Genomic DNA, 24,675 nt, shown 5'->3' with positions numbered 1-24,675 from the left:
GTCGCCGCGCACCCCGCCCCGGAGCGCGTTTCAGGATGCGAGAGGCGCCCTGGACGGCGGGCGGGGCCGGGGTTCAGTACGGGTGGACGCCGATCGGCCTGGCCGGGGGCGGGCCGTACCCCTCGGCGATGCGCTGGTGGTAGGTCTCCCGGTCGATGACCTCCAGGCCGACGATCTCCCAGGGCGGGAGTCCGGCGGTCTGCCGGTGCTCGCCCCACAGGCGCAGGGCGACGGCGGCGGCGTCGTGGAGGTCGCGGGCCTCCTCCCAGTACCGGATCTCGGCGTGGTCCTCGGCGTAGCGGCTGGTCAGCAGGAAGGGGTGATCGTGGGCGAGCTGTTCGAGCCCGGCCCGCACCTCGGCCAGCGGGGTGGTCTCCCCGGCGGCGCTGAGGGTGACGTGCCAGAGCCGGGGGCGTGGCCTGCCGTCCTGCTCGTCGGCGCCGGGCACGGCGCGGTCGCCGGGCCGGACGCTGCTGAGCGCGCGCTGGTCCCCGGCTCCCCGGCGGGTCGGGGAGGTGCTGCTCGCGCGGGACCCCGGCCCCGGGCGCCCTCGTCTCACGGCGGCCTCCTGCCACATCGACGTCCCGACCGACTCTCCGCTCCGGGGCGAGGTCGGCCCGCCGCGGAGTCTGTCCGCTTCAAAGTGGAACAGGCGTGGTGGTCCCGTGTGGCGGTTTTGCGGAACCTCCCCGCACGCGGGCACGCGTTTCGGCCGCCCCCGTCCTCCGTACGGCGGAGCGCGTGCGCCGTGTGTGCCGGGGCGCCCCGGGGGCGTTCTAGAGGAGAACCAGGTCGTCGCGGTGGACGATCTCGCGTTCGTAAGCGGGTCCCAGTTCCCGGGCGAGGTCGCGGGTGGAGCGGCCGAGCAGACGGGGGATCTCGGTGGCGTCGAAGTTGACGAGGCCGCGGGCGACGGCGCGTCCGGTGGCGTCGCGCAGCTCGACCGGGTCGCCGGCGGTGAACTCCCCCTCGACCGCCTCGACCCCGGCGGGCAGCAGCGAGGTGCGCCGCTCGACGACGGCGCGGACGGCCCCGTCGTCGAGGATGAGGGCGCCCTTGGGGGTGGAGGCGTGCTGGAGCCAGAGGAGGCGCCCGGCCGAGCGGCGGCCGCGCTGGTGGAAGTGGGTGCCGGTGGGGTGTCCGGCGAGGGCGTCGGCGGCCTGGCTGGCGGAGGTGAGGACGACGTCGATGCCGGCGTTGGCGGCGATCTGGGCCGCCTCGACCTTGGTGACCATGCCGCCGGTGCCGACCCCGGCCTTGCCCGCGCTGCCGATCTCGACGCCTTCGAGGTCCTCGGGCCCGTGCACGTTCTGGATGCGGGAGCTGGTGGGGCGCGCGGGGTCGCCGTCGTAGAGGCCGTCCACGTCGGAGAGGAGGACCAGCAGGTCGGCGCGGACCAGGTGGGCGACGAGGGCGGCGAGCCGGTCGTTGTCGCCGAAGCGGATCTCGTCGGTGGCGACGGTGTCGTTCTCGTTGACGACGGGGAGCGCGCCGAGGGTGAGCAGCTGGTCGAGGGTGCGGTAGGCGTTGCGGTAGTGGGCGCGGCGGCTGGTGTCGTCGCCGGTGAGCAGCACCTGGCCCACGCGGACGCCGTACCGCGCGAAGGAGGCGGTGTAGCGGGCGACGAGCAGGCCCTGGCCGACGCTGGCGGCGGCCTGCTGGCGGGCGAGGTCGCGGGGGCGGCGCGGGAAGCCGAGCGGGGCGAGGCCGGCGGCGATGGCGCCGGAGGAGACGAGGACGATCTCGCGGGTGCCGCCGGAGCGGGCCTTCGCGAGGACGTCGACCAGGGCGTCGACGCGGTCGGCGTCGAGCCCTCCTGACGCGGTGGTCAGCGAGGAGGAGCCGACCTTCACCACGATCCTGCGGGCCTGAGCCACACCTTGCCTTGCCGCTGACACGCGCTTTCCCCAATGGTCTTGAGCTGCCCGGTACCCGGACGGTGCGCAATCTACGCGAGAGCCCCGCCGGGCCGCCTCCGCATTCCGAGGGGCGGGACCGCGCGGCCCGGCGCGCGGAACCGCTCCCAGCACGCCGGGGCGGCACCCCCAGGTGTGATCTTCATCAAACCTCCACATGTACGTTCCGTGACCGGCGGGCAGCACCCGCTCGCCCGCGCACCGTCACCCACCCTTCACCCCATCCCAGGTCGCACGGTGACCGGGGCCACAGGCGGAAGCCTCAAAATGCCCACAAAACACCCCATGGCGACGGCTCACACCAACTCCTTCACAGACGACGGAGTGTGACCACGCCACGTCGTGCACACCATCCGGTCACGACACCCACAACAAACAGTCAGCTTTCTCTCACATCGTCTTCACGTATAACGCACAGGTATGCCGCACGCGGGCCGTAGCGTGGTCTGATCCGAGCCCATTACCGAGGACTCACCCTCGCCGTTGACCAGCAAGCCCAGGCCACGCCGACATCCCCCACTCCCGCCGTCGCGTGCCGGACCTGACTGGAGAGAGTGCACCTTGTCTACGATCCCCCCTGCCGCCCCGCGTGCGGCTGCCGCTCTGCGGAAGTCGGTCCGGCTGCTGCCGCCCGCCGTGCTGGCCGGCGCCTTCGTCGCCCAGGTCGTCGGAGCCCTGCTCCCCAACACCCTGCTGCTGGCCGTCGCCACCGCGATCGGCCTGGCCACCGACGCCGCCCTGCACCGCTGGCAGCGCCGCACGGTGACCCTGATGGCGAAGGCCCACGCCGACGTCACCGTCCGCCAGCTGCTGCGCGACCTGCTCCTGGTGGTCGGCCTGCTGCGGATAGAGCAGCAGAGCCAGGAGTCGGTCTTCCTGCCCGTGGTGATCGGCCTGCTGGTCCTCTACGCCCTGCACTTCACCGTCCAGGCGGTGTCGGTCAAGGTCCGCCGGAGCCGCACGCTTCCGTTCGTCACCCGCAACATCGACGCCTCGGCCCTGCGTCTCAGCTCCGCCCCGCCGAGCCTGCTGACCCGCCGCGCCGGCCACCGGCTGCTCGCCTTCGGCGCGCCCGCGACGCTCAGCCTGCTGGTGACCGCCATCGTCGACGACGGCTTGCCCTCCGCCGTCGGCGTGGCCGTCTCGGTGGCGCTGATGGCCGTCGGCCTGGTGCGGCTGACGCTGCACCTGCTGCCCTCGCGCCGCCCGGTCTCCGAGGAGGAGGCGCTGGCATGGCTGGACGCCTGGCTCGCGGAGTACCGGCCCACCGTCGGCATGTACTTCTCCGGCGGCACCACCTCGGCGTACCAGGCCAACATGTGGCTGGAACCGCTGGCCGCGCTGGACGGCCGGCCGGTGATCGTGCTGCGTGAGCGCTTCATGGTGCAGAAGATCGCCGCCACCGACATCCCGGTGATCTGCCTGCCCAAGGTAGCCACCCTGATGCGGCTGGAGCACTCGACCCTGCGGATGATGATCCACCCGGCCAACTCCGGGAAGACCTCGCAGATCCTGCGCGTGCCCACCATCAAGCACGCCTTCGTCAACCACGGCGAGAGCGACAAGCTCTCCTCCTGCAACCCCTACGCCAAGGCGTACGACGAGGTCTGGGTGGCGGGCCCGGCCGCCCGCGAGCGGTACGCCCTCGCCGACGTCGGCATCGACGACCGGGACGTCGTCGAGGTGGGCCGCCCCCAGCTCGACCCGGTCCTGCCCTACGCGGGCCCGCCCACCGGCACGTACACCACCGTGCTGTACGCCCCCACCTGGGAGGGCTGGGACGGCAACCCGGGCAACACCTCGGTGGTCCTGGCCGGCGAGAACATCGTCCGCGCGCTGCTCGCCGACCCGGGGGTGCGGCTCCTCTACAAGCCGCACCCGATGACCGGCTCGGTCGACCCGCGCGCCGGCGCCGCCAACGAGCGCATCCAGGCCATGATCCGCGAGGCCAACCGGCGCCGCCCTGCCACCACCGCGCCCACGGTCGACGCCGCCGAACTGGCCCGCCGCACCGCCGAGCTGGAGCGGGCCACCAGCTCCTCCTTCCGCGACGCCGCCGACGACGTGGAGCGGATGCTCGCCCAGGGCGAGCCGGACTCCGGCCAGGCCGCCGAGGTCGAGCGGGCCACCGCCGCCTGGGACGCCGCGTACTGGGGCTCCTTCGACGAGGGACAGCACCAGATCATCACCGCCGCCCGCCCCGGCATCTTCTCCTGCTTCAACCAGGCCGACGTCCTCATCAGCGACGTCTCCTCGGTCGTCTCCGACTGGCTCGCCAGCGAGAAGCCGTACGCCGTGGCCAACACCAGCGGGATGACCGAGGACGAGTTCCGCGCCGCCTTCACCACGGTGCGCGCGGCCACCATCCTCGCCCCGGCCGGCGACGGCGTCCCGGGGCTGCTCGCCGCGGTGCGCGACCCCGGCCAGGACACCCTGGTGAAGGACCGCGCCGAGCTGAAGCTGCATCTGCTCGGCCCCTCCGACCCGCCCTCGGTCAGCCGGCTGCGGGACGCGGCGCGGGCGCTGGAGCAGAAGACGCTGCTGCGCGGCACGGCCCGCCCGGAGGCCCCCGCCTCCGGCATCCCCACCCAGCGCGACCACCTGGCGGCCGCCGACACGGCCGACCCGGCGGAGGCGGCACCCTCGCCGTCCTGAACGAAAGCGGTACAGCACACCCCCGGAGGGGCCCGGTGAGAACCGGGCCCCTCCGGGCTTTTTCCGGCCACTTTCCCACCGTCCGGGACCACTTCGGCACCGGCCGGGCGAGACGGCCGCATTTGCGAGCGCCGGGCGGCTCCGCTCACACTGACGTCCTCGCGGACGGCGCACCCGGCGCCGGGCCCTCGACAACAGAACGGAGGGAGCCCCCGTGCCCCCCACCTCCCTCGGCACGGTCCCCGGCGCCACCACCCCGGCCGACGGCGCCGCTCCCGCGGCCAAGTCCCCGGCCGCCGCCCGCGACCCCTTCTTCGACAACGCGAAGTTCCTCGCGATCGTGCTCGTCGTGGTCGGCCACTCCTGGGAGGCGCTGCGCGACGACAACCACGTCCTGGCCGCCGGCTACCTCCTGCTCTACGCCTTCCACATGCCGGCCTTCACCCTCATATCCGGCTACTTCTCGCGGAGTTTCCGCCACGAGCCGCGCCAGCTCAAGCGCCTGGTCGGCAGCGTGCTGGTGCCGTACGCGGTCTTCGAGATCGCCCTCAACGTCTTCCGGGCCTGGGCGGAGGGCGAGGAGCTGAAGATCAGCCTCCTGCACCCCTGGTACCTGACCTGGTTCCTGATGGCCCTGTTCATCTGGCGGCTGACCGCGCCGCTCTGGCAGCAGGTCCGCCACCCGTTCCTGCTCTCCACCGCCATCGCCGCGCTCGCCTCGATCGACCCGTGGATCGGCCCGGACCTCGGCCTCCAGCGCGTCCTGCAGTTCCTGCCCTTCTTCGTCCTCGGCCTGAAGATGCGCCCCGAGCACTTCACGCGGCTGCGGGAGCGCCGCGTGCGGATCGCCGCCGTCCCCGTCCTGGCGGGTGGCGCGCTGGTCGCGTACTGGGCCGTGCTGCGCATGAACCCGGACTGGTTCTACCGACGTGACGCCGCCCAGGACCTCAACGCCCCCTGGTGGGCGGGGGTTTCGATGACGGTCGGGATGCTCGTCTGCTCGCTCGTGCTGAGCTTCGCCTTCCTCGCCCTGGTCCCTGGCCGCCGCACCTGGTTCACCGCGCTCGGCGCCGGCACCCTCTACGCGTACCTCCTGCACGGCTTCCTGGCGAAGGGCGCGCACTTCTGGGGCTGGTACGACAACGCGTTCTCGGGCACCGTCCTCGGCGCGGTCACCATCAGCACCCTGGCGGCCGTCCTCGCGGTCGTCCTCACCACGGCACCGGTGCGCCGGGTCTTCCGGTGCGTGATGGAACCGAAGCTCGACTGGCTCTTCCACGACCCCGCGCGCCCCTCGGGTGCTCCCAATACCCCAAGCGGTGGGGGGTCGTCCACTTCCACCGGCCGACGGGACGGTGAACAATCAGCGATATGACTTATGTCACGCGAGGTCAAACGCAACCTGAGTGGAAGCCAACAGTCCATTCAGGACAAAGAGCCGCATAAATCGGCGACCGTGATCCGTAGCGGTCCCAGGGCGTCAACTCGGCGCCCGCGCGGGCGATCACGGCTGGGCTAGTCTTTCGGCGGCCTTCTCCACTGAGAGACGCCGGTCCCGATGCCCCTGCGCCGTCCGCCGCAGCCGCACGGCCTCCGGCACGACCACGGCCGCAGGCATTGTCTGGACCCACCCCACGGGAAGATTGCTGACTCCATGGAAATACCTCCGCTCTCCGAAGTGCGTCGCCTGACCGAGAAGAAGCGCGACGCCTGGTGGACGGTGCTGCTGGTCGACCCGGTCGCCACCCCGCTGGTCCGCTGGACGGCCAAGTACGCCCGCTGGGTGACGCCCAACCAGATCACCTGGGCGGCCCTCTTCCTCGGACTCGGCGCGGCGGCCTGCTTCGCGCAGGCCGACTGGATGTGGCTGATCATCGGCGCCGTCCTGTACCACGTCAGCTTCATCCTCGACTGCATGGACGGCAAGCTCGCCCGGCTCACCGGCCGGGGCTCGGAGTTCGGCGGCTGGCTCGACTACGTCTTCGACCGCATCCGCGTGCTGGCCTGCGCCGTCGCCCTGATGGGCGGCCAGTACGCGCGCACCGGTGACGTCGTCTACGTCTGGCTCGCCCTGGTCGTGGTCTTCCTCGACATGCTGCGCTACATCGACGCGCTCCAGATCTTCAAGGTGCGCCACAGCATGCGCAAGAAGATCAAGGCCCGCGCCCGCGCCGCCCGCCGCAGCATGGAGAACCAGCACCCCGACGCCGTCGAGCAGGAGCAGCGCGACGAGCTGCACTTCATGGAGGACCTGCTCCGCGACAACCCCGCGGCCGACATCGACAACACCCACGACGAGCTGGCCGAGCAGGTCGCCACCGGCCAGGTCTCCGCCGCCGCGGACGAGCCGGAGAACGCCGACGGCACCACCGCCCCGGCCCGCGAGAAGGTCGTCGTCGACCTCCACCAGGAGTTCAAGAGCCGCTTCCCCTGGTACGGCAAGTTCCGCAGCCTGCTGCTGCGCCACCGCATCCGCGCCCACCTCATCAGCGGCATCGAGTTCCAGATGGGCGTCTTCATCGTCGGCCCGCTCTTCGGCGCCGTCCTGCCCGTCACCATCGGCAGCGGTGTCCTGCTGATGGTCTTCGAGCTGGCCATCATCTACAAGCTGCTGCTCTCCACCCGGGACTTCGAGCGCACCCTCGCCAAGTACCCGGTGCCCGAGCCGGTGGCCGTCCCCGCCGAGGTGAGCGTCCCGGCCCAGGCCGAGGCCCCCGCCGCCGAGCAGAACCAGAAGCAGGGCGACGACGCCCGCATCTGACCCGCCACCGCGCGGTACGCACGCCGAAGGGGCGGACCCCAGCTGGGGTCCGCCCCTTCGGCGTACTGCTGTCCGGGCTCAGCCTCCCGCGAAGGGGTGGAAGCCCTCGTACTCGTCCTGCGCCTCGTCGCGTGCGGCCTGCTTGTCGCGGCGGCGCTGGGCGGCGGGACGCTCGCCCTCCAGGCGGTGGTCCTCGCCACGGCGGCCGAGCATCTCGGCGCCGGCCAGCATGGTCGGCTCCCAGTCGAAGACCACGGCGTTGTCCTCGGGGCCGATGGCGACGCCGTCGCCCGCGCGGGCACCGGCCTTCATCAGCTCCTCCTCGACACCGAGGCGGTTGAGGCGGTCGGCGAGGTAGCCCACCGCCTCGTCGTTGTTGAAGTCGGTCTGCCGCACCCAGCGCTCCGGCTTCTCGCCGCGCACCCGGTACAGCGACTCCTCCTCGCGGGTCACGGTGAACCCGGAGTCGTCCACGGCCTTCGGGCGGATGACGACCCGGGTCGCCTCCTCCTTCGGACGGGCCGCGCGGGCCTCGCCGACCAGTTCGGCCAGCGCGAACGACAGCTCCTTGAGTCCCTTGTGGGCGACGGCGGAGACCTCGAAGACGCGGTAGCCGCGTGCCTCCAGGTCGGGGCGGACCATCTCGGCGAGGTCCTGGCCGTCGGTCACGTCGATCTTGTTGAGGACGACGACGCGCGGACGGCCGTCCAGGCCGCCGTAGCTCCTCAGCTCCTCCTCGATCACGTCGAGGTCGGAGACCGGGTCGCGGTCCGACTCCAGCGTCGCCGTGTCCAGCACGTGCACCAGCACCGAGCACCGCTCGACGTGCCGCAGGAACTCCAGGCCGAGGCCCTTGCCCTGGCTGGCGCCGGGGATGAGGCCGGGCACGTCCGCCACCGTGTAGACGGTCGAACCGGCGGTGACCACACCGAGGTTGGGGACCAGCGTGGTGAACGGGTAGTCGGCGATCTTCGGGCGGGCCGCGGAGAGCACCGAGATCAGCGAGGACTTGCCCGCGCTCGGGTAGCCGACCAGCGCCACGTCGGCGACGGTCTTCAGCTCCAGCACCACGTCACCGGCGTCACCGGGCTCGCCGAGCAGCGCGAAGCCGGGTGCCTTGCGGCGGGCCGAGGCCAGCGCCGCGTTGCCCAGACCCCCACGGCCGCCGCTGGCGGCGACGTAGGTGGTGCCCTCACCGATCAGGTCGGCGAGGACCTCGCCGTTGCGGTCGAGGACGACGGTGCCGTCCGGCACCGGCAGGACCAGGTCCTGGCCGTCCTTGCCGGAGCGGTTGCCGCCCTCACCGGGCTTGCCGTTGGTCGCCTTGCGGTGCGGGCTGTAGTGGTACTCGAGCAGGGTGGTCACGGACTGGTCGACGACGAGGACGACGTCCCCGCCCCGGCCGCCGTTGCCGCCGTCCGGGCCGCCGAGCGGCTTGAACTTCTCACGGTGGACGGAGGCACAGCCGTGGCCTCCGTTACCCGCGGCGACATGCAGTTCGACGCGGTCCACGAAGGTGGTCATGGAAGGTGCCTCCGATACGCACAGGGGAAAACAGGGGTACTGATGGTGCTGCTGGTACTGCTGGTGGTGCTGCGGAGCACGGCGGAAAGCCGTCCTCCTCTTCAATTGTCCACAACAAGCGAAGGGCGGACCCCCTTCCCGTTCGGGGAAGTGAGGTCCGCCCTCGCGAAAAACCGCTGTCAGCTGCCTGGGAAGAAGATCAGGCGGCCGGAACGATGTTCACGACCTTGCGGCCGCGGTGGGTACCGAACTCCACCGCGCCGGCGTTCAGCGCGAACAGCGTGTCGTCCTTGCCACGGCCGACGCCCGCGCCGGGGTGGAAGTGGGTGCCGCGCTGGCGGACCAGGATCTCACCGGCGTTGACGACCTGACCGCCGAAGCGCTTCACGCCGAGCCGCTGAGCATTGGAATCGCGACCGTTCCGAGTGGACGATGCGCCCTTCTTGTGTGCCATGTCTCCTCAGTCCCTTACTTCGCAGCCGTGGGGATGCCGGTGACCTTGACCGCCGTGTACTGCTGGCGGTGGCCCTGGCGACGGCGGTAACCGGTCTTGTTCTTGTAGCGAAGGATGTCGATCTTCGCACCCTTGTGGTGGTCGACGACCTCGGCCTGGACCTTGATGCCGTCCAGCACCCACGGGTCGCTGGTGACCGACTCGCCGTCCACGAGCAGCAGGGTCGAGAGCTCGACCGTGTCGCCGACCTTGGCGGTGGAAATCTTGTCAACCTCAACGATGTCACCGACAGCAACCTTGTGCTGGCGGCCACCGCTGCGCACGATGGCGTACACGCGGATCTCACTCTCTGTCACTCAGAAACGGACCTCTGAAGCCAGCCGCCCACACGGGCCCGCGAGGGACCCGGGGAATCCTGGGAGGGACGAGCGGCCTCTCCCTGACAGGCGCTGCGAGCGCCGCATCGCGGGAGGAAGGTGCTCAGAGGGTGGCGCACAAACGCCGAGGGTAAAGGCTACGGGACCGCTGTCCCGAGGGTCAAACCGGGTCCCACCGGCTCACCCCGGCCCGCGCGGGCGGGCCGGGACGCACCCGGCCCGCCCGCGCGGCCACGCTGCTCAGTCCTCGTCGGACTGGGCGGTGGCGGCCGTCTTCTTGGCCGCCGCCTTCTTGGTCGTGGCCTTCTTCGCCGGAGCCTTCTTGGCCGTGGCGGCCTTCTTCGCCGGGGCCTTCTTGGCGGCCGTCTTACGGGCCGTCGTCTTCTTGGCGGGAGCCTCCTCAGGCGCCGCCTTGTCCGAGGCCGCCTCCTTCGGAGCCGTCTCCCCGGCCGCCGCCGACTTGGCCGTGGCCTTCTTGGCCGTCGTCTTCTTCGTCGCGGCCTTCTTCGTGGTGGCCTTCTTCGCCGTCTTACGGGCCGCCGTCTTCTTGGCGGGCGCCGCCTCGGCCTCCTCCCCCGCGGGAGTCTCGGCCGGGGCCTCGGCGGGGGCCGCCTCGGGCGCGGGCTCCGGACGGTCGGCGGCGACGACCACCACGGCCGCCTCGGCCGACGCGGTCGGCGCCGACGCCTTGCGGACGGCACGCCGGCGCGGCCGGGCCGGGGCCGCGGTGGCCGGAGCGGGCTCCGGCTGCGGCTCGGCCTCGGGCTCCGGGGCCACCGGCGTGGCCTGGGGCGCCTCGGCGACCTCGGCGGCCGGGGCGGGAGCCTCGGCGACCGGCTCGGCCGCGGCCGGCGCACCGGCGGGCGCGGAGGCCCGGCGGACGGCACGGCGACGGCCACGCTTGGGCGCCTCGTCCTCCTTCGGCACCTCGGCGGCCGGGGCCTCGGCGACGGGCGCCTCGACGACGGGCGCCTCGACGACCGGCTCCGGCGCGGCGGCCGGCTCCTCGGCGACCGGCACGGTCTGCTCCGGCTCGGCGGCCGGGGCCTGCTCGCGGCGCGGCGTACCGGCGGGCGCGGAGGCCCGGCGGGTGGCGCGGCGGCGGTTGCGGCGGCCCGAACCGGCGGCGGCCTCGGCCTCGGCGGCGCTGCTGTACAGCTCCTCGTCCGGGACGAACTCCGGCGCCGGCAGCGCCGCGGGCTCGGCCGTCTCGGCGGCGACCTCGGCCTCGGTCTCGACCTCGAAGCTCTCCGGCTCCGTCTCCTGGTCGTGGCCGTGGTCGTGCGTGTGGGCGGTGTCCTCCTGGCCGCCCTTGCCGCGCTTCTTGCGCTTGCCGCCCCCGCCGTTGCCGGCGGCCGGCTGGTCGAGGTGGACGATGACACCCCGGCCGTTGCAGTGGACGCAGGTCTCCGAGAACGACTCCAGCAGCCCCTGGCCGACCCGCTTACGGGTCATCTGGACCAGGCCCAACGAGGTCACCTCGGCCACCTGGTGCTTGGTCCGGTCCCGGCCCAGGCACTCCAGCAGACGGCGCAGGACCAGGTCGCGGTTGGACTCCAGGACCATGTCGATGAAGTCGATGACGACGATCCCGCCGAGGTCGCGCAGCCGCAGCTGGCGCACGATCTCCTCGGCCGCCTCCAGGTTGTTCCTGGTGACGGTCTCCTCGAGGTTGCCGCCCTGCCCGGTGAACTTGCCGGTGTTGACGTCGACGACGATCATCGCCTCGGTCTTGTCGATCACCAGCGAACCGCCCGAGGGCAGCCACACCTTGCGGTCCAGCGCCTTGGCGAGCCCCTCGTCGATCCGGTACGTCGCGAAGACGTCCGTCTCCGAGGTCCACCGCTGGAGGCGGTCGACCAGGTCGGGGGCGACCTTGCTGACGTAGCCGTGGACGGTCTTCCACGCCTCGTCGCCGCTGACGATGACCTTGGAGAAGTCCTCGTTGAAGATGTCGCGGACGACGCGGACCGTCATGTCCGGCTCGCCGTAGAGCAGGCTCGGCGAGCTGGCGTTGCTCGCGTTGGCCTTCTTCTGGATCTCCTGCCACTGGCCGTGCAGCCGCTCCACGTCGCGGCGCAGCTCCTCCTCGCTCGCCCCCTCGGCGGCGGTGCGCACGATGACGCCCGCGTCCTCGGGGACGATCTTCTTGAGGATGCCCTTGAGGCGGGCCCGCTCGGTGTCGGGCAGCTTGCGGCTGATGCCCGTCATCGACCCCTCGGGGACGTAGACGAGGTACCGGCCGGGCAGCGAGACCTGGCTGGTCAGGCGGGCGCCCTTGTGGCCGATCGGGTCCTTGGTGACCTGCACCAGGACCGACTGGCCGGACTTGAGCGCCGACTCGATGCGGCGCGGGCCGTGGGCCATGCCGAGCGCGGCGAAGTTGACCTCACCGGCGTACAGCACGGCGTTGCGGCCCTTGCCGATGTCGATGAAGGCGGCCTCCATCGACGGCAGGACGTTCTGGACCTTGCCCAGGTAGACGTTGCCGACGTAGGAGGTGGCCTGCTCCTTGTTGACGTAGTGCTCGACGAGGACGTCGTCCTCCAGCACGCCGATCTGGGTGCGCTCGCCGCTCTGGCGGACGACCATCACGCGCTCGACGGCCTCGCGGCGCGCCAGGAACTCCGCCTCGGTGATGATCGGCACCCGGCGGCGGCCCTGCTCGCGGCCCTCCCGGCGGCGCTGCTTCTTCGCCTCCAGGCGGGTCGAGCCCTTGATGGACTGGACCTCGTCGGGACCGGTGCCCGGCTCGTCCTTCTTCCGCTCGCGCGGCTCGCGGACCTTGACGACGGTGCGCTCCGGGTCGTCCCCGGAGGCGGCCTGCTCCGGCTCGCCCCCGCCGTCCCCGGCACGGCGACGACGCCGCCGGCGCCGGCGGCTGCTGCTGGAGCCCGAGCCGTTGTCGGCGTCCTCGTCCCGCTGCTCGTCGCGGCCCTCGTCCTCGGCCTGGTCGTCCTTCTCGTCCTCGGCGGCGCTGTCCTCGCCACCGGTACGCGCGTCGGAGCCCTGCTCCTGCTGCTCGTCCTGCTCGTGGTCGGCGTCGCCCGACTCACCGCGACGGCGGCGACGGCCACCCCGGCGGCGACGGCGCGAGGGGCGCTCGCCGTTCTCGTGCTCCTCGTCGTCCCGGGCGCCGTGGTGCTCGTCCTCGGCCTCGTCCCCGGCGGCCTCGGGCTCGGGGGCCCGCTCGGCCGGCTTCTCCTGGACCGGCGCGGCCTCCTGCGCCGGGGCGTCCTCACCGCGGCGGCGACGGCGCTTGCGCGGCGTCTGCTCCTCGGCCTCCGGCTCGGGCGCGGCGGTGTCGGCGGCGGCCGAGGAGGCGGCCTCGGCGGCGGCGCGCTCCGGCGTCTGGAACATGGGCTCGGAGAAGACCGGCGCCTGGAAGACGGCGACCGCCGGACGACGGCGCGAACCCCGCCCGCCCGACTCCTTCTCCTGGCGCTCCTCGCGGTCGCCCTTCGGCTGGTCGGGCTCGCTGAACAGCCCGCCCTTGCGGACCGGCTTGCGACGGGCGCGGCGTGGGCCGGACTCCTCGGCGGTGTCGCCGCTGCTCGCTTCGGTGCTGCTGTCCTCGGCCACGGTGGGCTCCTCCGGCGTGCCTTCGGCCTCGGCAGCCACGGGGCTGGAGACGGGTGCGGAAACGCGACGAGTGGCACGACGGCGCGTACGGGTGGGGGCGGCCTCCTCGGCCGGCGCGGCGGACTCCGCCTCGGCGGCGGCGGGCTCCTCGGCCGCCTCCTCCTCGACGGGCGCGGGCGCGGCGGCCTCGGCGGGCCGGGTGGCACGGCGACGCTTACGGGCCGGAGCGGCGCTCTCCTCGGCGGGAGCGGCCTGCTCGGCGGGGGCGGCCGACTCGGCGGGGGCGGTCTGCTCGGCCTGCTCCACGACCTCGGCGGTCCCGGGGGTACCGGCGGGCGCGGAGGCCCGGCGCGAGGCGCGGCGGCGCGGACGGGCGGGGGCGGCCTCCTCGGCCGGCTCCTCCGCCAGGGCCGCGACCGGGGCGGACTGCGGTTCCGCCGGGGTCGGGGCGGTGGTCTCCGCCTCGGCGGCGGGGGTTCCGGCGGGCGCGGTGGCGCGCCGGGTGGCACGGCGACGGGGCCGCGCGGGGGCGGCCTCGTCGGTCTCGGCCGGGGTCTCGGGGGCCTGCGGCTCGGCGGGCTCGGCCGCCTCGGCGGCGGGCGCGTCCGGCGTACCGGCGGGCGCCCCGGCCGGTGCCGAGGCACGGCGGGTGGCACGGCGGCGCGGGCGGGCCGGGGCGGCCTCGGCCGGCTCCTCCGGCTGAGCGGCGGCGGGCTGCGGTTCCGCCGGGCTCTCCACGGTGGTCTCCGCCTCGGCGGCGGGGGTTCCGGCGGGCGCGGTGGCCCGTCGGGAGGCGCGGCTGCGCGGGCGCGCGGCCGGCTCGTCGCCGGAGGGCGCCTCGGCGGCGGGCGCCTCGGTCTCAGCCGCTACCGGAGCCGGTATGGCCACGGCCTCGGCCTCGCTCCCGGCCGCCACGGGCGGTCCGGCGGGCCGGGAGGCGGCCCGCCGTCGCCGGCGCGGCGGCAGGGTGTCGCTGGGGCTGTCGTTGTCCACGTCCACGCCTTCGGCGGGATCGTTCGATCCGAGCATGCGGGGGTATCTCCCGTCACGCTCCCGGGCGCCGCGTCGAATCCGGTGGCGGTCGCCTTCGCGCGAAAGGTGCGCGGGACCGTCCTCCGGGGCGCGGGCGCCGCACGGGAGCTTCTCTGTCCTGTTCTCGCCGGTTCCGTACGCGTCTCGCGGGCGGCCTGGCGAAAGTCTTCTGGTCGGTGCGCTGCCCGACCCAGGTGGCTCCCGGATTCGAGGGCGGCGCTGCGGCGAGCGTCCCTACGCGGGACCCACCGCTGTGGTTGCCTGCGCGGCGGCGTGCGGGGCGCCCTCGGAGGGGGCGGCCTCGACTGCCTCGCGGTCGGGCGCGAGCGGATCGGTCACCGTGCCGGTCTCGTCGTCGAAAGGCCCCTGCGCCAGCCTGGTCACCGCAGCGGGGACCGGCGGCGCCAGGTCGGCCACTACTCGGAGACCGGACAGGACGTCGTCGGGTCGTACGGCGGGTGTCTCGTGCCGCACAACCAGCCGCAGTATCGCACAGGGCCGCGCCGACGGCCTATCACCCGGCTCGTCCGGGGCATCGGCGACCTCCAGCGCGACCACGGCGGCGCGGGCGTCGAAGGTCCGCATGCCGTTCTTGGTGCGCCGCTGGACCTCGACCGTCTCCGCCGCCTCGAAGGCGGCGACGGCGGCCCGGGCCGCCTCCGGCTCGACCTGGTCGAGCCGGAGTTCCCAGACGGAGGCCTGGAGCCGGTCGGCGAGACCGGAGGTACGCGCCTCGACGGCGTCGGTGATGTCGAGCCCGTCGGGCATCGAGGCGTCGAGCAGTTCCCGCAGCGTGGCGGGGTCGCGGGGCGCGGAGAGCCCGATCTCCAGGTACTCCGCCTCACTGCCCGTACCGGTGGGCGCGGCGTTGGCGTAACTCACCTTCGGGTGGGGCGTGAAGCCCGCCGAGTAGGCCATCGGCACCTCGGCGCGGCGCAGGGCCCGCTCGAAGGCGCGCTGGAAGTCTCGGTGGCTGGTGAACCGCAGGCGGCCGCGCTTGGTGTAGCGCAGACGGATCCGCTGCACCGTCGGCGCGGGCGGAGGCCCTACGGGCTGTCGCTTACCCAGTGTCGTTCAGTCCCTCGTGAGTGCGGTCGTACCACTACCTAGGGTACGCGCCACGCCGCCGGGAGGTTCCCGGGCCCGGCGCCTTCCCACGGCGGCAGGGGCAAGCGGGCGGTCCGCTCCGGCAGAGTGGCGTCGTCAGGAGCGCCGGACCGCCCGCTCACCCCCATGCTCGGCCCCGTCCCCGCCCTCCGCTCCCCCGGTTACGGCGTACGGCGCAACGCCCCTCCCGCCAGCCGCCTCGCCAGCCCCGCCGCCACCAGCGCCCAGACCGCCACGGCCACCCAGAGCAGCACCCGCCCGAGGGGTTCGAGCCAGCCGGAGGTGGCGGGCCCGACCTCCCCGGCGGCGGTCAGCGCGGCCACCGCCGTCATCCCCAGCGGGAAGACGGTGGCCCACCGCCTGGGGTCGTAGCCCAGCCGTGGCCAGCGCAGCTCGGCCACGGCGATCACCGCGTACCAGGCGAGGGCCGCCAGCAGCAGCACGAGGGTGACCGCCAGCAGCCAGGGCCGCAACGGCTCGGCCCACTTGAGCGGCGCCCCGCTCGCCGCCGTCAGCTTGCCCGCGGCCAGCGCCGAGATGGCCAGCGCCCCACAGGCCACCCAGTGGTCCCCCGCGCCCTCCTTGAGCTGGTGGAAGTCGAAGTGCAGCAGCACCAGCACGTACAGCCCGAACCCCACGACCAGCAGCACCACCGCGACCGGCAGCGGCCAGGTCACCCCGGTGGCGGCGGCCAGCGTCGCCCCCAGCACCCCGAGCGACTGCGTCGCGACACAGGTCAGATACGCCGACCCCGGCACCCGCCGCCCCAGCCGCCGCACCACCTGCGGCAACAACCCCACCCAGCTCACCGCCGCCACCCCCAGCAACACCCACCCCACCTCCGTCCACCCCAGCAACACCGACCGCGTCCCCACCACCGCCGTCCCCGCCACCCCGGTCAACGAGGCCGCCGTCCGCGACTCCGCCCACCACTGCTCCCGCTCCCCGAAGAAGTGCCCCAGAAAAACCCCCACGAGCACCACCCACCCGACAGCCGCCACCCCGAGCAGCACCCGCGACAACACCTCGGCTCCCACCAGATGACAGCCGACGGAAACGATCCCGGTGGCCATCACGGCGGCGCCGGCCACGGGTCCGATCGCCATGAGGGGCCCCTTACGCCTGGCGGCCGTCGCTACGGGAGATGCCATGAAGCCACCTTCAGCCCGCCGCGACCCAGGTGCCACTCAGCCGCATCCTCCGTGCTGAGCGGCAACATCACGTCTCCGCTCCGCCGAGAACTCGATCTGCCGGTGGCGGCGAAGGAACACGAGTACCGCGTGGTTGGGTCGCGTCGGACCGTCATGTCCCGGGCACTGAAGTCCCACTGCGTAAAGAACGACCCCATCGGCCTCGGCACCGAGTCCGGCCGGTCGAGGGTGGCCGTCCGTCCGGAGGCCGCCAAGGCTCTGCCACTGGGCCCGGCGGATGGCCGTCTGCCTCAGACGCTCCGGCCTGATGTCCGACGGTCTGACCACCGCCACCCTGCTGCGGCGCCTGCGCAATCCCGCCCTGCTGGGCCATCGCGTGGAGGAGGACAAGACGTGTGAAGGGCGCCGGTCCAGGTCCGTGCTGGATGCTTCGGGAAAGCCGATACGCGTAGCCCCCGCGATCTTCACGGACGAGGAGTTCGCCGGCCTTCAGGAGGCTCTCGACCGCAGAGCGAAGCGGCAGCCGCCCCGCCGCCGGGGCGGGACCACCCAGTTCGCGGGCGTGCTCGTCTGCGCCGACTGCTCGGGCAACATGACGGTGCAGACGACGAGGAACAAGGGGCGCGTCTACACGTACCTACGCTGCGCAAGGTGCAGGAATGGGGGGATGGGTGCTCCAGATCCCGAGTCGGTGTACCGGCGGCTGGCGGAGGGCGTTCTGAAGGCGCTCGGGGAGCTGCCCGTACAGACGCGAAGGTACGTTCCGGCGCCCGGTTCGGCCCAGGGATCCCGGTCCAGGTGGGAAGTGGTCGGCCAGGGAAGGAACCACCGTCAGCTCTGGGAGGAGGGCGGCCGGGAGGCGATGGCCGAAGACCTGCTGCGTGCGGGCGTCACCTGCGCGGTGCGGCGGACGCGGGCTCGCGGCACACGGGCACCCTCCGTGGATCTGGAACTCAGAGTCCCCGCCGACGCACCCGCGCGACTGGTTGTACGGGCCGAGGAGTTCCCGTCCACCCCCTGACGACGAGCGGGCCCTGCGGTCGGCATCGACGACCGCAGGGCCCGTTTCCTACTTGTTGACCACCGTCAACGGCAACAGCTTCTTGCCCGTCGGCCCGATCTGGATGTCGAGGTCGAGCTGCGGACACACCCCGCAGTCGAAGCAAGGCGTCCAGCGGCAGTCCTCGACCTCGGTCTCGTCGAGGGCGTCCTGCCAGTCCTCCCAGAGCCATTCCTTGTCGAGGCCGGAGTCGAGGTGGTCCCAGGGGAGGACTTCCTCGTAGGTGCGCTCGCGGGTGGTGTACCAGTCGACGTCGACGCCCTGTGCGGGGAGGGTCTTCTCGGCGCAGGCCATCCAGCGGTCGTAGCTGAAGTACTCGCGCCAGCCGTCGAAGCGGCCGCCGTCCTCGTAGACGGCGCGGATGACCGAGCCGATGCGGCGGTCGCCGCGGGAGAGGAGGCCCTCGACGATGCCGGGCTTGCCGTCGTGGTAGCGGAAGCCGATGGAGCGGCCGTACTTCTTGTCGCCGCGGATCTTGTCGCGGAGCTTCTCCAGGCGGGCGTCGGTCTGCTCGGCGGAGAGCTGCGGGGCCCACTGGAAGGGGGTGTGCGGCTTGGGGACGAAACCGCCGATGGAGACGGTGCAGCGGATGTCCTGGGAGCCGGAGACCTGGCGGCCCTTGGCGATGACGTTGGTCGCCATGTCGGCGATCTGGAGGACGTCCTCGTCGGTCTCGGTGGGCAGGCCGCACATGAAGTACAGCTTCACCTGGCGCCAGCCGTTGCCGTAGGCGGTGGCGACGGTGCGGATCAGGTCCTCCTCGGAGACCATCTTGTTGATGACCTTCCGCATCCGCTCGGAGCCGCCCTCGGGGGCGAAGGTGAGGCCGGAACGGCGGCCGTTGCGGGTCAGCTCGTTGGCGAGGTCGACGTTGAAGGCGTCGACGCGGGTCGAGGGGAGGGACAGGCCGATCTTGTCCTCCTCGTACCGGTCGGCGAGGCCCTTGGCGACGTCGCCGATCTCGCTGTGGTCGGCGGAGGAGAGGGAGAGCAGGCCGACCTCCTCGAAGCCGGTGGCCTTGAGCCCCTTGTCGACCATCTCGCCGATGCCGGTGATGGAGCGCTCGCGGACCGGGCGGGTGATCATGCCGGCCTGGCAGAAGCGGCAGCCGCGGGTGCAGCCGCGGAAGATCTCCACCGACATCCGCTCGTGGACCGTCTCGGCGAGCGGGACCAGCGGCTGCTTGGGGTAGGGCCACTCGTCGAGGTCCATGACGGTGTGCTTGGAGACGCGCCACGGGACGCCGGAGCGGTTGGGCACGACGCGGGCGATGCGGCCGTCGGGCAGGTACTCGACGTCGTAGAAGGCGGGGACGTAGACGCCGCCGGTGCGGGCGAGGCGGAAGAGGACCTCCTCGCGTCCGCCGGGGCGGCCCTCGGCCTTCCAGGCCCGGATGATGTCGGTGATCTCCAGGACGGCCTGCTCGCCGTCGCCGACGACGGCGCAGTCGATGAACTCGGCGATCGGCTCCGGGTTGAAGGCCGCGTGGCCGCCGGCGAGGACGATCGGGTCGTCGACGGTGCGGTCGGCGGCGTTCAGCGGGATGCCCGCGAGGTCGAGCGCGGTGAGCATGTTGGTGTAGCCCAGCTCGGTGGAGAAGCTGAGGCCGAAGACGTCGAAGGCGCCCACGGGCCGGTGGCTGTCCACGGTGAACTGCGGTACGCGGTGCTCGCGCATCAGCTCCTCGAGGTCGGGCCAGACACTGTAGGTGCGCTCGGCGAGGACGCCCTCGCGCTCGTTGAGCACCTCGTAGAGGATCATGACGCCCTGGTTGGGCAGGCCGACCTCGTACGCGTCGGGGTACATCAGGGCCCAGCGGACGTCGCAGGACTCCCACGGCTTGACGGTGGAGTTCAGCTCACCGCCGACGTACTGGATGGGCTTCTGTACGTGCGGGAGCAGCGCTTCGAGCTGGGGGAAGACCGACTCCGCAGTCGACTGGTCAGTCATCGGGAACCTTCGTGAGCGGGCAGGGCTGATCCTCAAGCCTAGCGTGGGCCGGACCGGCCCTTGACACCGTCAGCCGCCCGGCCCCGGAGGCCCCTCCTCGCGGACCTTCTCCCACAGCTCGGGCAGCTCCCGTTCGGCGGCTTCGGCGCGGCTCTGCTCGGTGCCGTACAGCAGCCCCCAGGTGAAGGCGGACTCCCCCGCTCCGTGCGCCTCGACGGCGAGCTGTCGCAGGGCCTCGCGGGCGACGACGCTGTCCTGGTGGACGCCGAGGAGCTGCTGGACGGCCTTGACGCGCTTGCGGTGGCGCTTGGCCGGCTTGCCGAGGGCGGGGCGGGCGGCCTCGGCGGCGTAACGGGCGCGCTTGGCGGCCTTGCGGGCCTGGTGGAGGGCGTGGTCGCGGCCGGGGCCCGGCGGCAGGGCCAGGGCGTGGTCGAGGCGGGCGGCCAGGCGGCGGTGGTCGCGGGCGAGGGCGGCGGGCAGGACCTCGCGGGCGGGCCGGTGGGCGGCCGGGCGCAGCGGCGGGTCGGTGGCGAGGCGGGCCAGGGCGGTGAGCAGGGCGAGGTGGCGCGGGCTGTCGAGGGCGGCGCGTACGCGGTCGCGGGCCTCGGCGGCGCGGGGCGTGGAGTGGAGCCGGAGCCGGGCGGGGGCGGGGCCGAGGACGAGGGCGGGGTCGGTGGTGTCGAGGAGGTGGGCGAGGCGGGCGGTGAGGACCTCGTTGTCGCGGGCCGGGGCGAGTTCCCCGGCGAGCCACTTCAGCTCCTCGCCGACCGGATCGGTGACGACCCGGTCGAGGACCTTGCGGTACGTCTTGAAGGCGCCGCGCAGGCGGCGGGTGGCGACGCGGAGCTGGTGGACGGAGTCGGGCAGGTCGCGGCGGACGTCGGTGTCGAGCGCGACCAGGGCGCGGTGCCACCGGGCGACGTGGGCAAGGACCTCGGCGCCGGCGGTGCCGGGTGCGGGGGCCGGGTCGGGGGCGGGCCAGGTCTCGGGCGGCGGGCCGGTGTCGGTGAGGGCGCGGGCGAACTTGGAGCGGTCCTTCGAGCGGTGGATGCCGGCGGCGGTGAGGCGTTCCTCGATCCGGTCGAGGAGGGAGGCGGGGGCGCCTGCGGCGCGTTCGATCTCGATCTCGCGCCAGGCGGTGGTGGCTCCGGCGAGGCCGCCGGGGGCGCCGTCGAGGCGTTCGGCGCGGACGGTGTCGGTGGCGGCCTCGGCGAGGAGGGTGCCGTCGGCTCCGTGCAGGGTGTGGCGGCGGCGGATGGTGCGCAGCCGCAGGACGGGGCCGAGGGGCGCGTCCCGGGTGCGGGAGCGGAGCAGGCGGGCGAGGTCGGCGGGGAGGGTGTCGGCGAGCGGGGCGTGGAGTTCGTCGCGGGCGTCGCCGTCGGTGGGGACGGGGAGTTTGAGGTGCCAGCCGGCGTCGTGGCCGCCGGTGCGGCGGCGCAGGGTGGTGCGGGCGGCGGCGAGGCGGCCGTCGTCGGTGTCGAAGTAGGTGGCGTCGAGTTCTTCCACGCCCCGGCCGGTGACGCGGGCGACGCCCTCGGTGCGGGCCAGCGCGTCGAGGAGGGCGCCGGAGGCGGCGGCGTCCGGGCCGCCGGTCTCCTCGGCTGCGGCGGGGGCTTCGTACTTCCGCTCGGTCTCGCGGGTGACAGAGGCCATGGACCGACATTAACGGCGATACGGGCGCCGGGGCAGTCCCTGTGCGGGTACTGCTCCGGCGCCCGTACGGCGCTCCGGCGGGTCAGCCGGCGGAGAGGGGGCGTTGCAGCTTGATCGACTGGAGGAGCCCTATGGCGATCCAGGCCGCGAACATGGCGGTACCGCCGTAACTGACGAAGGGCAGGGGCAGACCGGCGACGGGCATGATGCCGAGGGTCATGCCGATGTTCTCGAAGGACTGGAAGGCGAACCAGGCGATGATGCCGCCGGCGACGATGGTGCCGTACAGCTCGGTGGTGGCGCGGGCGATGCGGCAGGCGCGCCAGAGGACGACGCCGAGCAGGGCGATGATGAGGCCGGCGCCGAGGAAGCCGAGTTCCTCACCGGCGACGGTGAAGACGAAGTCGGTCTGCTGCTCGGGGACGAACTGGCCGGTGGTCTGGGTGCCCTGGAAGAGGCCGGTGCCGGTGAGCCCGCCGGAGCCGATGGCGATGCGGGCCTGGTTGGTGTTGTAGCCGACGCCCGCGGGGTCGAGCTGGGGGTTGGCGAAGGCGGCGAACCGGTTGATCTGGTACTCGTCCAGGATGCCGAGCTGCCAGACCAGGATCGCCCCGCCGGCCCCCGCGCCGATGAGGCCGAGGATCCAGCGGTTGGAGGCGCCGGAGGTGAGGAGCACGCCGAGCACGATCATCACCATGACCATCACGGAGCCGAGGTCCGGCATCAGCATGACGATGAGCATCGGCACGGTGGCGAGGGCCAGGGCGAGCAGGACGGTGCGGTGGTCGGGATGTTCCCGGTCGCCGGCGTCGACGCGGGCGGCGAGCAGCATCGCCATGCCGAGGATGATGGTGATCTTGACGAACTCGGAGGGCTGGAGGCTGAAACCGCCGACGACCAGCCAGGCGTGGGCGCCGTTGATGGTGGCGCCCAGCGGGGTGAGGACCAGCAGGATCAGCAGCACCGAGATGCCGTAGAGGACCGGGACCGCGGTCCGGAGGGTGCGGTGGCCCAGCCAGATGGTGCCCGCCATCAGCGCGATGCCGATGCCGGTGTTGAGCAGGTGGCGGACGAAGAAGAAGTACGGGTCGCCCTGGTTGAGCCCCATGCGGTTGCGGGTGGCGGAGTACACGAGGACGACGCCGACCAGGGAGAGGGCGAGCGCGCTCAGCAGCATCGGCCAGTCGAGCCGGCGCACCACGGAGTCGCGGGCGAACGCCTTGGTCCAAGAGGTGCGTTCGGGCCCGTAGCCGGGGACGGAGAAGCCGGCCATCAGTCGCGCCTCCAGAGAAGGGGGCCTCCGCCGGCGGTGGCGAGGTCCTGGGTGTCGGCGGGCGGGGAGGGCTTCACGGGCAGGTAGGGCTTGACGGTCGGGGCGTGGATCGAGCCGTCGGGCTCGACCTTGGGCAGCGCCGACTGCGGCTTGGGCAGCAGCGCCTTCTTGACGTCCTGCTCGCCGTCCTCGGTGAGCCCGTACATCGCCTCGTAGATCTTGCGGACCGCGGGGCCGGAGGCGCCGGAGCCGGTGCCGCCCTGGGAGATCGTCATGACGATGGTGTAGTCGGGGGTGTAGCTGGCGAACCAGGAGGTCGTCTGCTTGCCGTAGACCTCGGCGGTGCCGGTCTTGGCGTGCATCGGGATCTTGTCCTGCGGCCAGCCGCCGAAGCGCCAGGCGGCGGAGCCGGTGGTCGCGACGCCCGCGAGTGCCTGCTCTATCTGCTTCCTGGTCTTCTGGTTCATCGGGAGCTTGCCGTGGGCCTTGGGCTCGATCTCGGTGGTCTTCTTGCCGTCGGCGCTGATGACGGCCTTGCCGACGGTCGGGTCGTAGAGGGTGCCGCCGTTGGCGATGGCCGCGTAGATGGTGGCCATCTGGATGGGGGTGACGAGGGTGTCGCCCTGGCCGATGGAGTAGTTGACCGAGTCACCGGCGCGCATCCGCATGCCTTCGAGGCAGTTCTCGTAGGCGATCTGCTCGGCGTACTCGCCGCCCTTCTTGCCGGTCTTGCACCAGCCGTCCTTGTTGGCCTCCCAGTAGTCCTTCTTCCACTGGCGGTCGGGGACGCGGCCGGTGACCTCGTTGGGGAGGTCGATGCCGGTCTCCTTGCCGAGGCCGAACTGGTGGGCGGTCTTGTAGAACCAGTCCTTGGGCTTCTTGGGGCTGTTGCCGCCGTCCTTCTTCCACTGCTCGTGGGCGAGGTGGTAGAAGACCGTGTCGCAGGAGACCTCCAGGGCGCGGCCGAGGTTGATGGAGCCGTATCCCTGGGACTCGAAGTTCTTGAAGACCTGCCCGCCGATCGAGTACGAGCTGGGGCACGGGTAGTTGCCGTTGAAGTCGTACCCGGCGTTGACGGCGGCGGTGGAGGAGATCACCTTGAAGATCGAGCCCGGTGCGGCCTGGCCCTGGATGGCCCGGTTGAGCAGCGGGTAGTTCGACTTCTTGCTGGTGAACTTGGCGTAGTCCTTGCCGGAGATGCCGCCGACCCAGGAGTTCGGGTCGTAGTCGGGCAGCGAGGCCATGGCGACGACGCGGCCGGTCTTGTTCTCCATGACGACGGCGGCGCCCGCGTCGGCCTCGTAGAGCTTGTTGGTGTTGCGGTCCATCTCCTTGCGGGCGGCCTTCATCGCCTCGTTCAGCTCGTACTCGGTGACCGCCTGGACGCGGGAGTCGATGCTGGTGACGACGTTGGCGCCGGCCTCGGCGGGGTCGGACTCGGCCTCGCCGATGACGCGGCCGAGGTTGTCGACCTCGTAGCGGGTGACGCCGGCCTTGCCGCGCAGCTCCTTGTCGTAGGTGCGCTCGAGGCCCGAGCGGCCGACCTGGTCGGAGCGGAGGTAGGGCGAGTCGGTGTTCTCGGCCTTCTTGATCTCCTCGTCGGTGACCGGGGAGAGGTAGCCGAGGACCTGGGAGGTCTGGGACTTGCCGGGGGCCGGGTAGCGGCGGACGGCGGTCGGCTCGGCGGTGATGCCGGGGAACTCCTCGGTCCGCTCGCGGATCTGGAGGGCCTGCTTGGCGGTGGCCTCGTCGGTGATGGGGATGGGCTGGTACGGGGAGCCGTTCCAGCAGGGCTGCGGGGTCTCGGCGTCGCAGAGGCGGACCTTCTCGGCGACCTCCTTCGCCGTCATGCCGAGGACGCCGGCGAGCCGGGCGAGGACGGCCTTCCCGTCGTCCTTCATCTTCATCAGCTCGGTGCGCGAGGCGGAGACGACGAGGCGGGTCTCGTTGTCGGCGATGGGCACACCGCGGGCGTCGAGGATGGCGCCGCGCACGGCGGGCTTGACGACCTGCTGGACGTGGTTGCCGGAGGCCTTGGCGGCGTACTCGTCGCCCTGGCGGATCTGGAGGTACCAGAGCCGCCCGCCGAGGGTCAGCAGCAGGGAGACGACGAGGACCTGGATGACGATGAGCCGGATCTGCACGCGGGGGGTGCGGCCGGTCTCGGGGATGTTGCTCAC

At 72.7% G+C, this 24,675-nt stretch carries 16 protein-coding genes; 4 read left to right on the top strand and 12 right to left on the bottom strand.

From position 1 onward, the window contains the following. Positions 1-73: 73 nt before the first annotated feature. Both IF45_RS0125610 and proB read right to left on the bottom strand, forming a co-directional pair. The gene (locus IF45_RS0125610) at positions 74-577 is read right to left on the bottom strand and encodes a DUF8830 family protein (RefSeq protein WP_008408008.1); all 504 of its coding nucleotides are present in this window, start codon (positions 575-577) and stop codon (positions 74-76) included. 199 nt (positions 578-776) lie between these two features. Beyond that, positions 777-1,898 (bottom strand): glutamate 5-kinase, encoded by a 1,122-nt coding sequence (gene proB, locus IF45_RS0125605; protein ID WP_003948023.1) that lies wholly within the window; start codon positions 1,896-1,898, stop codon positions 777-779. 654 nt (positions 1,899-2,552) lie between these two features. Between proB and IF45_RS0125600 the strand changes: the two genes are divergently transcribed. The 3 genes from IF45_RS0125600 to IF45_RS0125590 all read left to right on the top strand — a co-directional run bounded on the left by IF45_RS0125600 (position 2,553) and on the right by IF45_RS0125590 (position 7,332). Further along, complete coding sequence (locus IF45_RS0125600) at positions 2,553-4,571, top strand: hypothetical protein (RefSeq protein WP_030309812.1); 2,019 nt, start codon at positions 2,553-2,555, stop codon at positions 4,569-4,571. Between the two features lie 214 nt (positions 4,572-4,785). Continuing rightward, a complete protein-coding gene (locus IF45_RS0125595) occupies positions 4,786-5,946 on the top strand; it encodes an acyltransferase family protein (RefSeq protein WP_008408011.1) in 1,161 nt (386 codons plus the stop codon). A 279-nt stretch (positions 5,947-6,225) separates the two neighbouring features. Beyond that, positions 6,226-7,332 (top strand): CDP-alcohol phosphatidyltransferase family protein, encoded by a 1,107-nt coding sequence (locus IF45_RS0125590; protein WP_030309810.1) that lies wholly within the window; start codon positions 6,226-6,228, stop codon positions 7,330-7,332. 78 nt (positions 7,333-7,410) lie between these two features. On the opposite strand, the gene obgE is transcribed toward IF45_RS0125590, so the two are convergent. The 6 genes from obgE to IF45_RS0125560 form a co-directional block, all read right to left on the bottom strand. Continuing rightward, the gene (gene obgE / locus IF45_RS0125585) at positions 7,411-8,856 is read right to left on the bottom strand and encodes a GTPase ObgE (protein WP_003948027.1); all 1,446 of its coding nucleotides are present in this window, start codon (positions 8,854-8,856) and stop codon (positions 7,411-7,413) included. 199 nt (positions 8,857-9,055) lie between these two features. Then, positions 9,056-9,310 (bottom strand): 50S ribosomal protein L27, encoded by a 255-nt coding sequence (gene rpmA / locus IF45_RS0125580; RefSeq protein WP_003948028.1) that lies wholly within the window; start codon positions 9,308-9,310, stop codon positions 9,056-9,058. A 14-nt stretch (positions 9,311-9,324) separates the two neighbouring features. Next, positions 9,325-9,645, bottom strand: coding sequence for a 50S ribosomal protein L21 (gene rplU / locus IF45_RS0125575; RefSeq protein WP_003948029.1), 321 nt, complete (start codon positions 9,643-9,645; stop codon positions 9,325-9,327). Positions 9,646-9,927: 282 nt separating this feature from the next. Beyond that, on the bottom strand, positions 9,928-14,298 hold the full coding sequence (locus IF45_RS0125570) for an Rne/Rng family ribonuclease (RefSeq protein WP_030309808.1): 4,371 nt from the start codon (positions 14,296-14,298) through the stop codon (positions 9,928-9,930). Positions 14,299-14,535: 237 nt separating this feature from the next. Then, entirely contained in the window at positions 14,536-15,327 is a 792-nt protein-coding gene (locus IF45_RS0125565; protein ID WP_003948031.1) for a TIGR03936 family radical SAM-associated protein, read from the bottom strand. Between the two features lie 242 nt (positions 15,328-15,569). Beyond that, positions 15,570-16,559, bottom strand: a complete 990-nt coding sequence (locus tag IF45_RS0125560) for a tellurite resistance/C4-dicarboxylate transporter family protein (RefSeq protein WP_030309806.1) — start codon at positions 16,557-16,559, stop codon at positions 15,570-15,572. Between the two features lie 307 nt (positions 16,560-16,866). On the opposite strand from IF45_RS0125560, the gene IF45_RS31610 reads away from it, so the two are divergent. Further along, the gene (locus tag IF45_RS31610) at positions 16,867-17,580 is read left to right on the top strand and encodes a recombinase zinc beta ribbon domain-containing protein (RefSeq protein WP_157846488.1); all 714 of its coding nucleotides are present in this window, start codon (positions 16,867-16,869) and stop codon (positions 17,578-17,580) included. Positions 17,581-17,628: 48 nt separating this feature from the next. On the opposite strand, the gene IF45_RS0125550 is transcribed toward IF45_RS31610, so the two are convergent. The 4 genes from IF45_RS0125550 to mrdA all read right to left on the bottom strand — a co-directional run bounded on the left by IF45_RS0125550 (position 17,629) and on the right by mrdA (position 24,675). Next, a complete protein-coding gene (locus IF45_RS0125550; protein ID WP_008411678.1) occupies positions 17,629-19,569 on the bottom strand; it encodes a TIGR03960 family B12-binding radical SAM protein in 1,941 nt (646 codons plus the stop codon). Between the two features lie 69 nt (positions 19,570-19,638). Beyond that, positions 19,639-21,222, bottom strand: a complete 1,584-nt coding sequence (locus IF45_RS0125545) for a CYTH and CHAD domain-containing protein (RefSeq protein ID WP_030309804.1) — start codon at positions 21,220-21,222, stop codon at positions 19,639-19,641. 82 nt (positions 21,223-21,304) lie between these two features. Next, the gene (rodA, locus tag IF45_RS0125540; protein ID WP_010637877.1) at positions 21,305-22,495 is read right to left on the bottom strand and encodes a rod shape-determining protein RodA; all 1,191 of its coding nucleotides are present in this window, start codon (positions 22,493-22,495) and stop codon (positions 21,305-21,307) included. Next, the gene (gene mrdA / locus IF45_RS0125535; protein WP_008411898.1) at positions 22,495-24,675 is read right to left on the bottom strand and encodes a penicillin-binding protein 2; all 2,181 of its coding nucleotides are present in this window, start codon (positions 24,673-24,675) and stop codon (positions 22,495-22,497) included. Before mrdA ends, rodA begins: the two co-directional genes overlap by 1 nt.

The organism is Streptomyces albidoflavus (assembly GCF_000719955.1).
Lineage (GTDB): Bacteria > Actinomycetota > Actinomycetes > Streptomycetales > Streptomycetaceae > Streptomyces > Streptomyces albidoflavus.
Note: the sequence above shows the minus strand (reverse complement) of the source record. Positions and strands in the feature narration are given on the sequence as shown.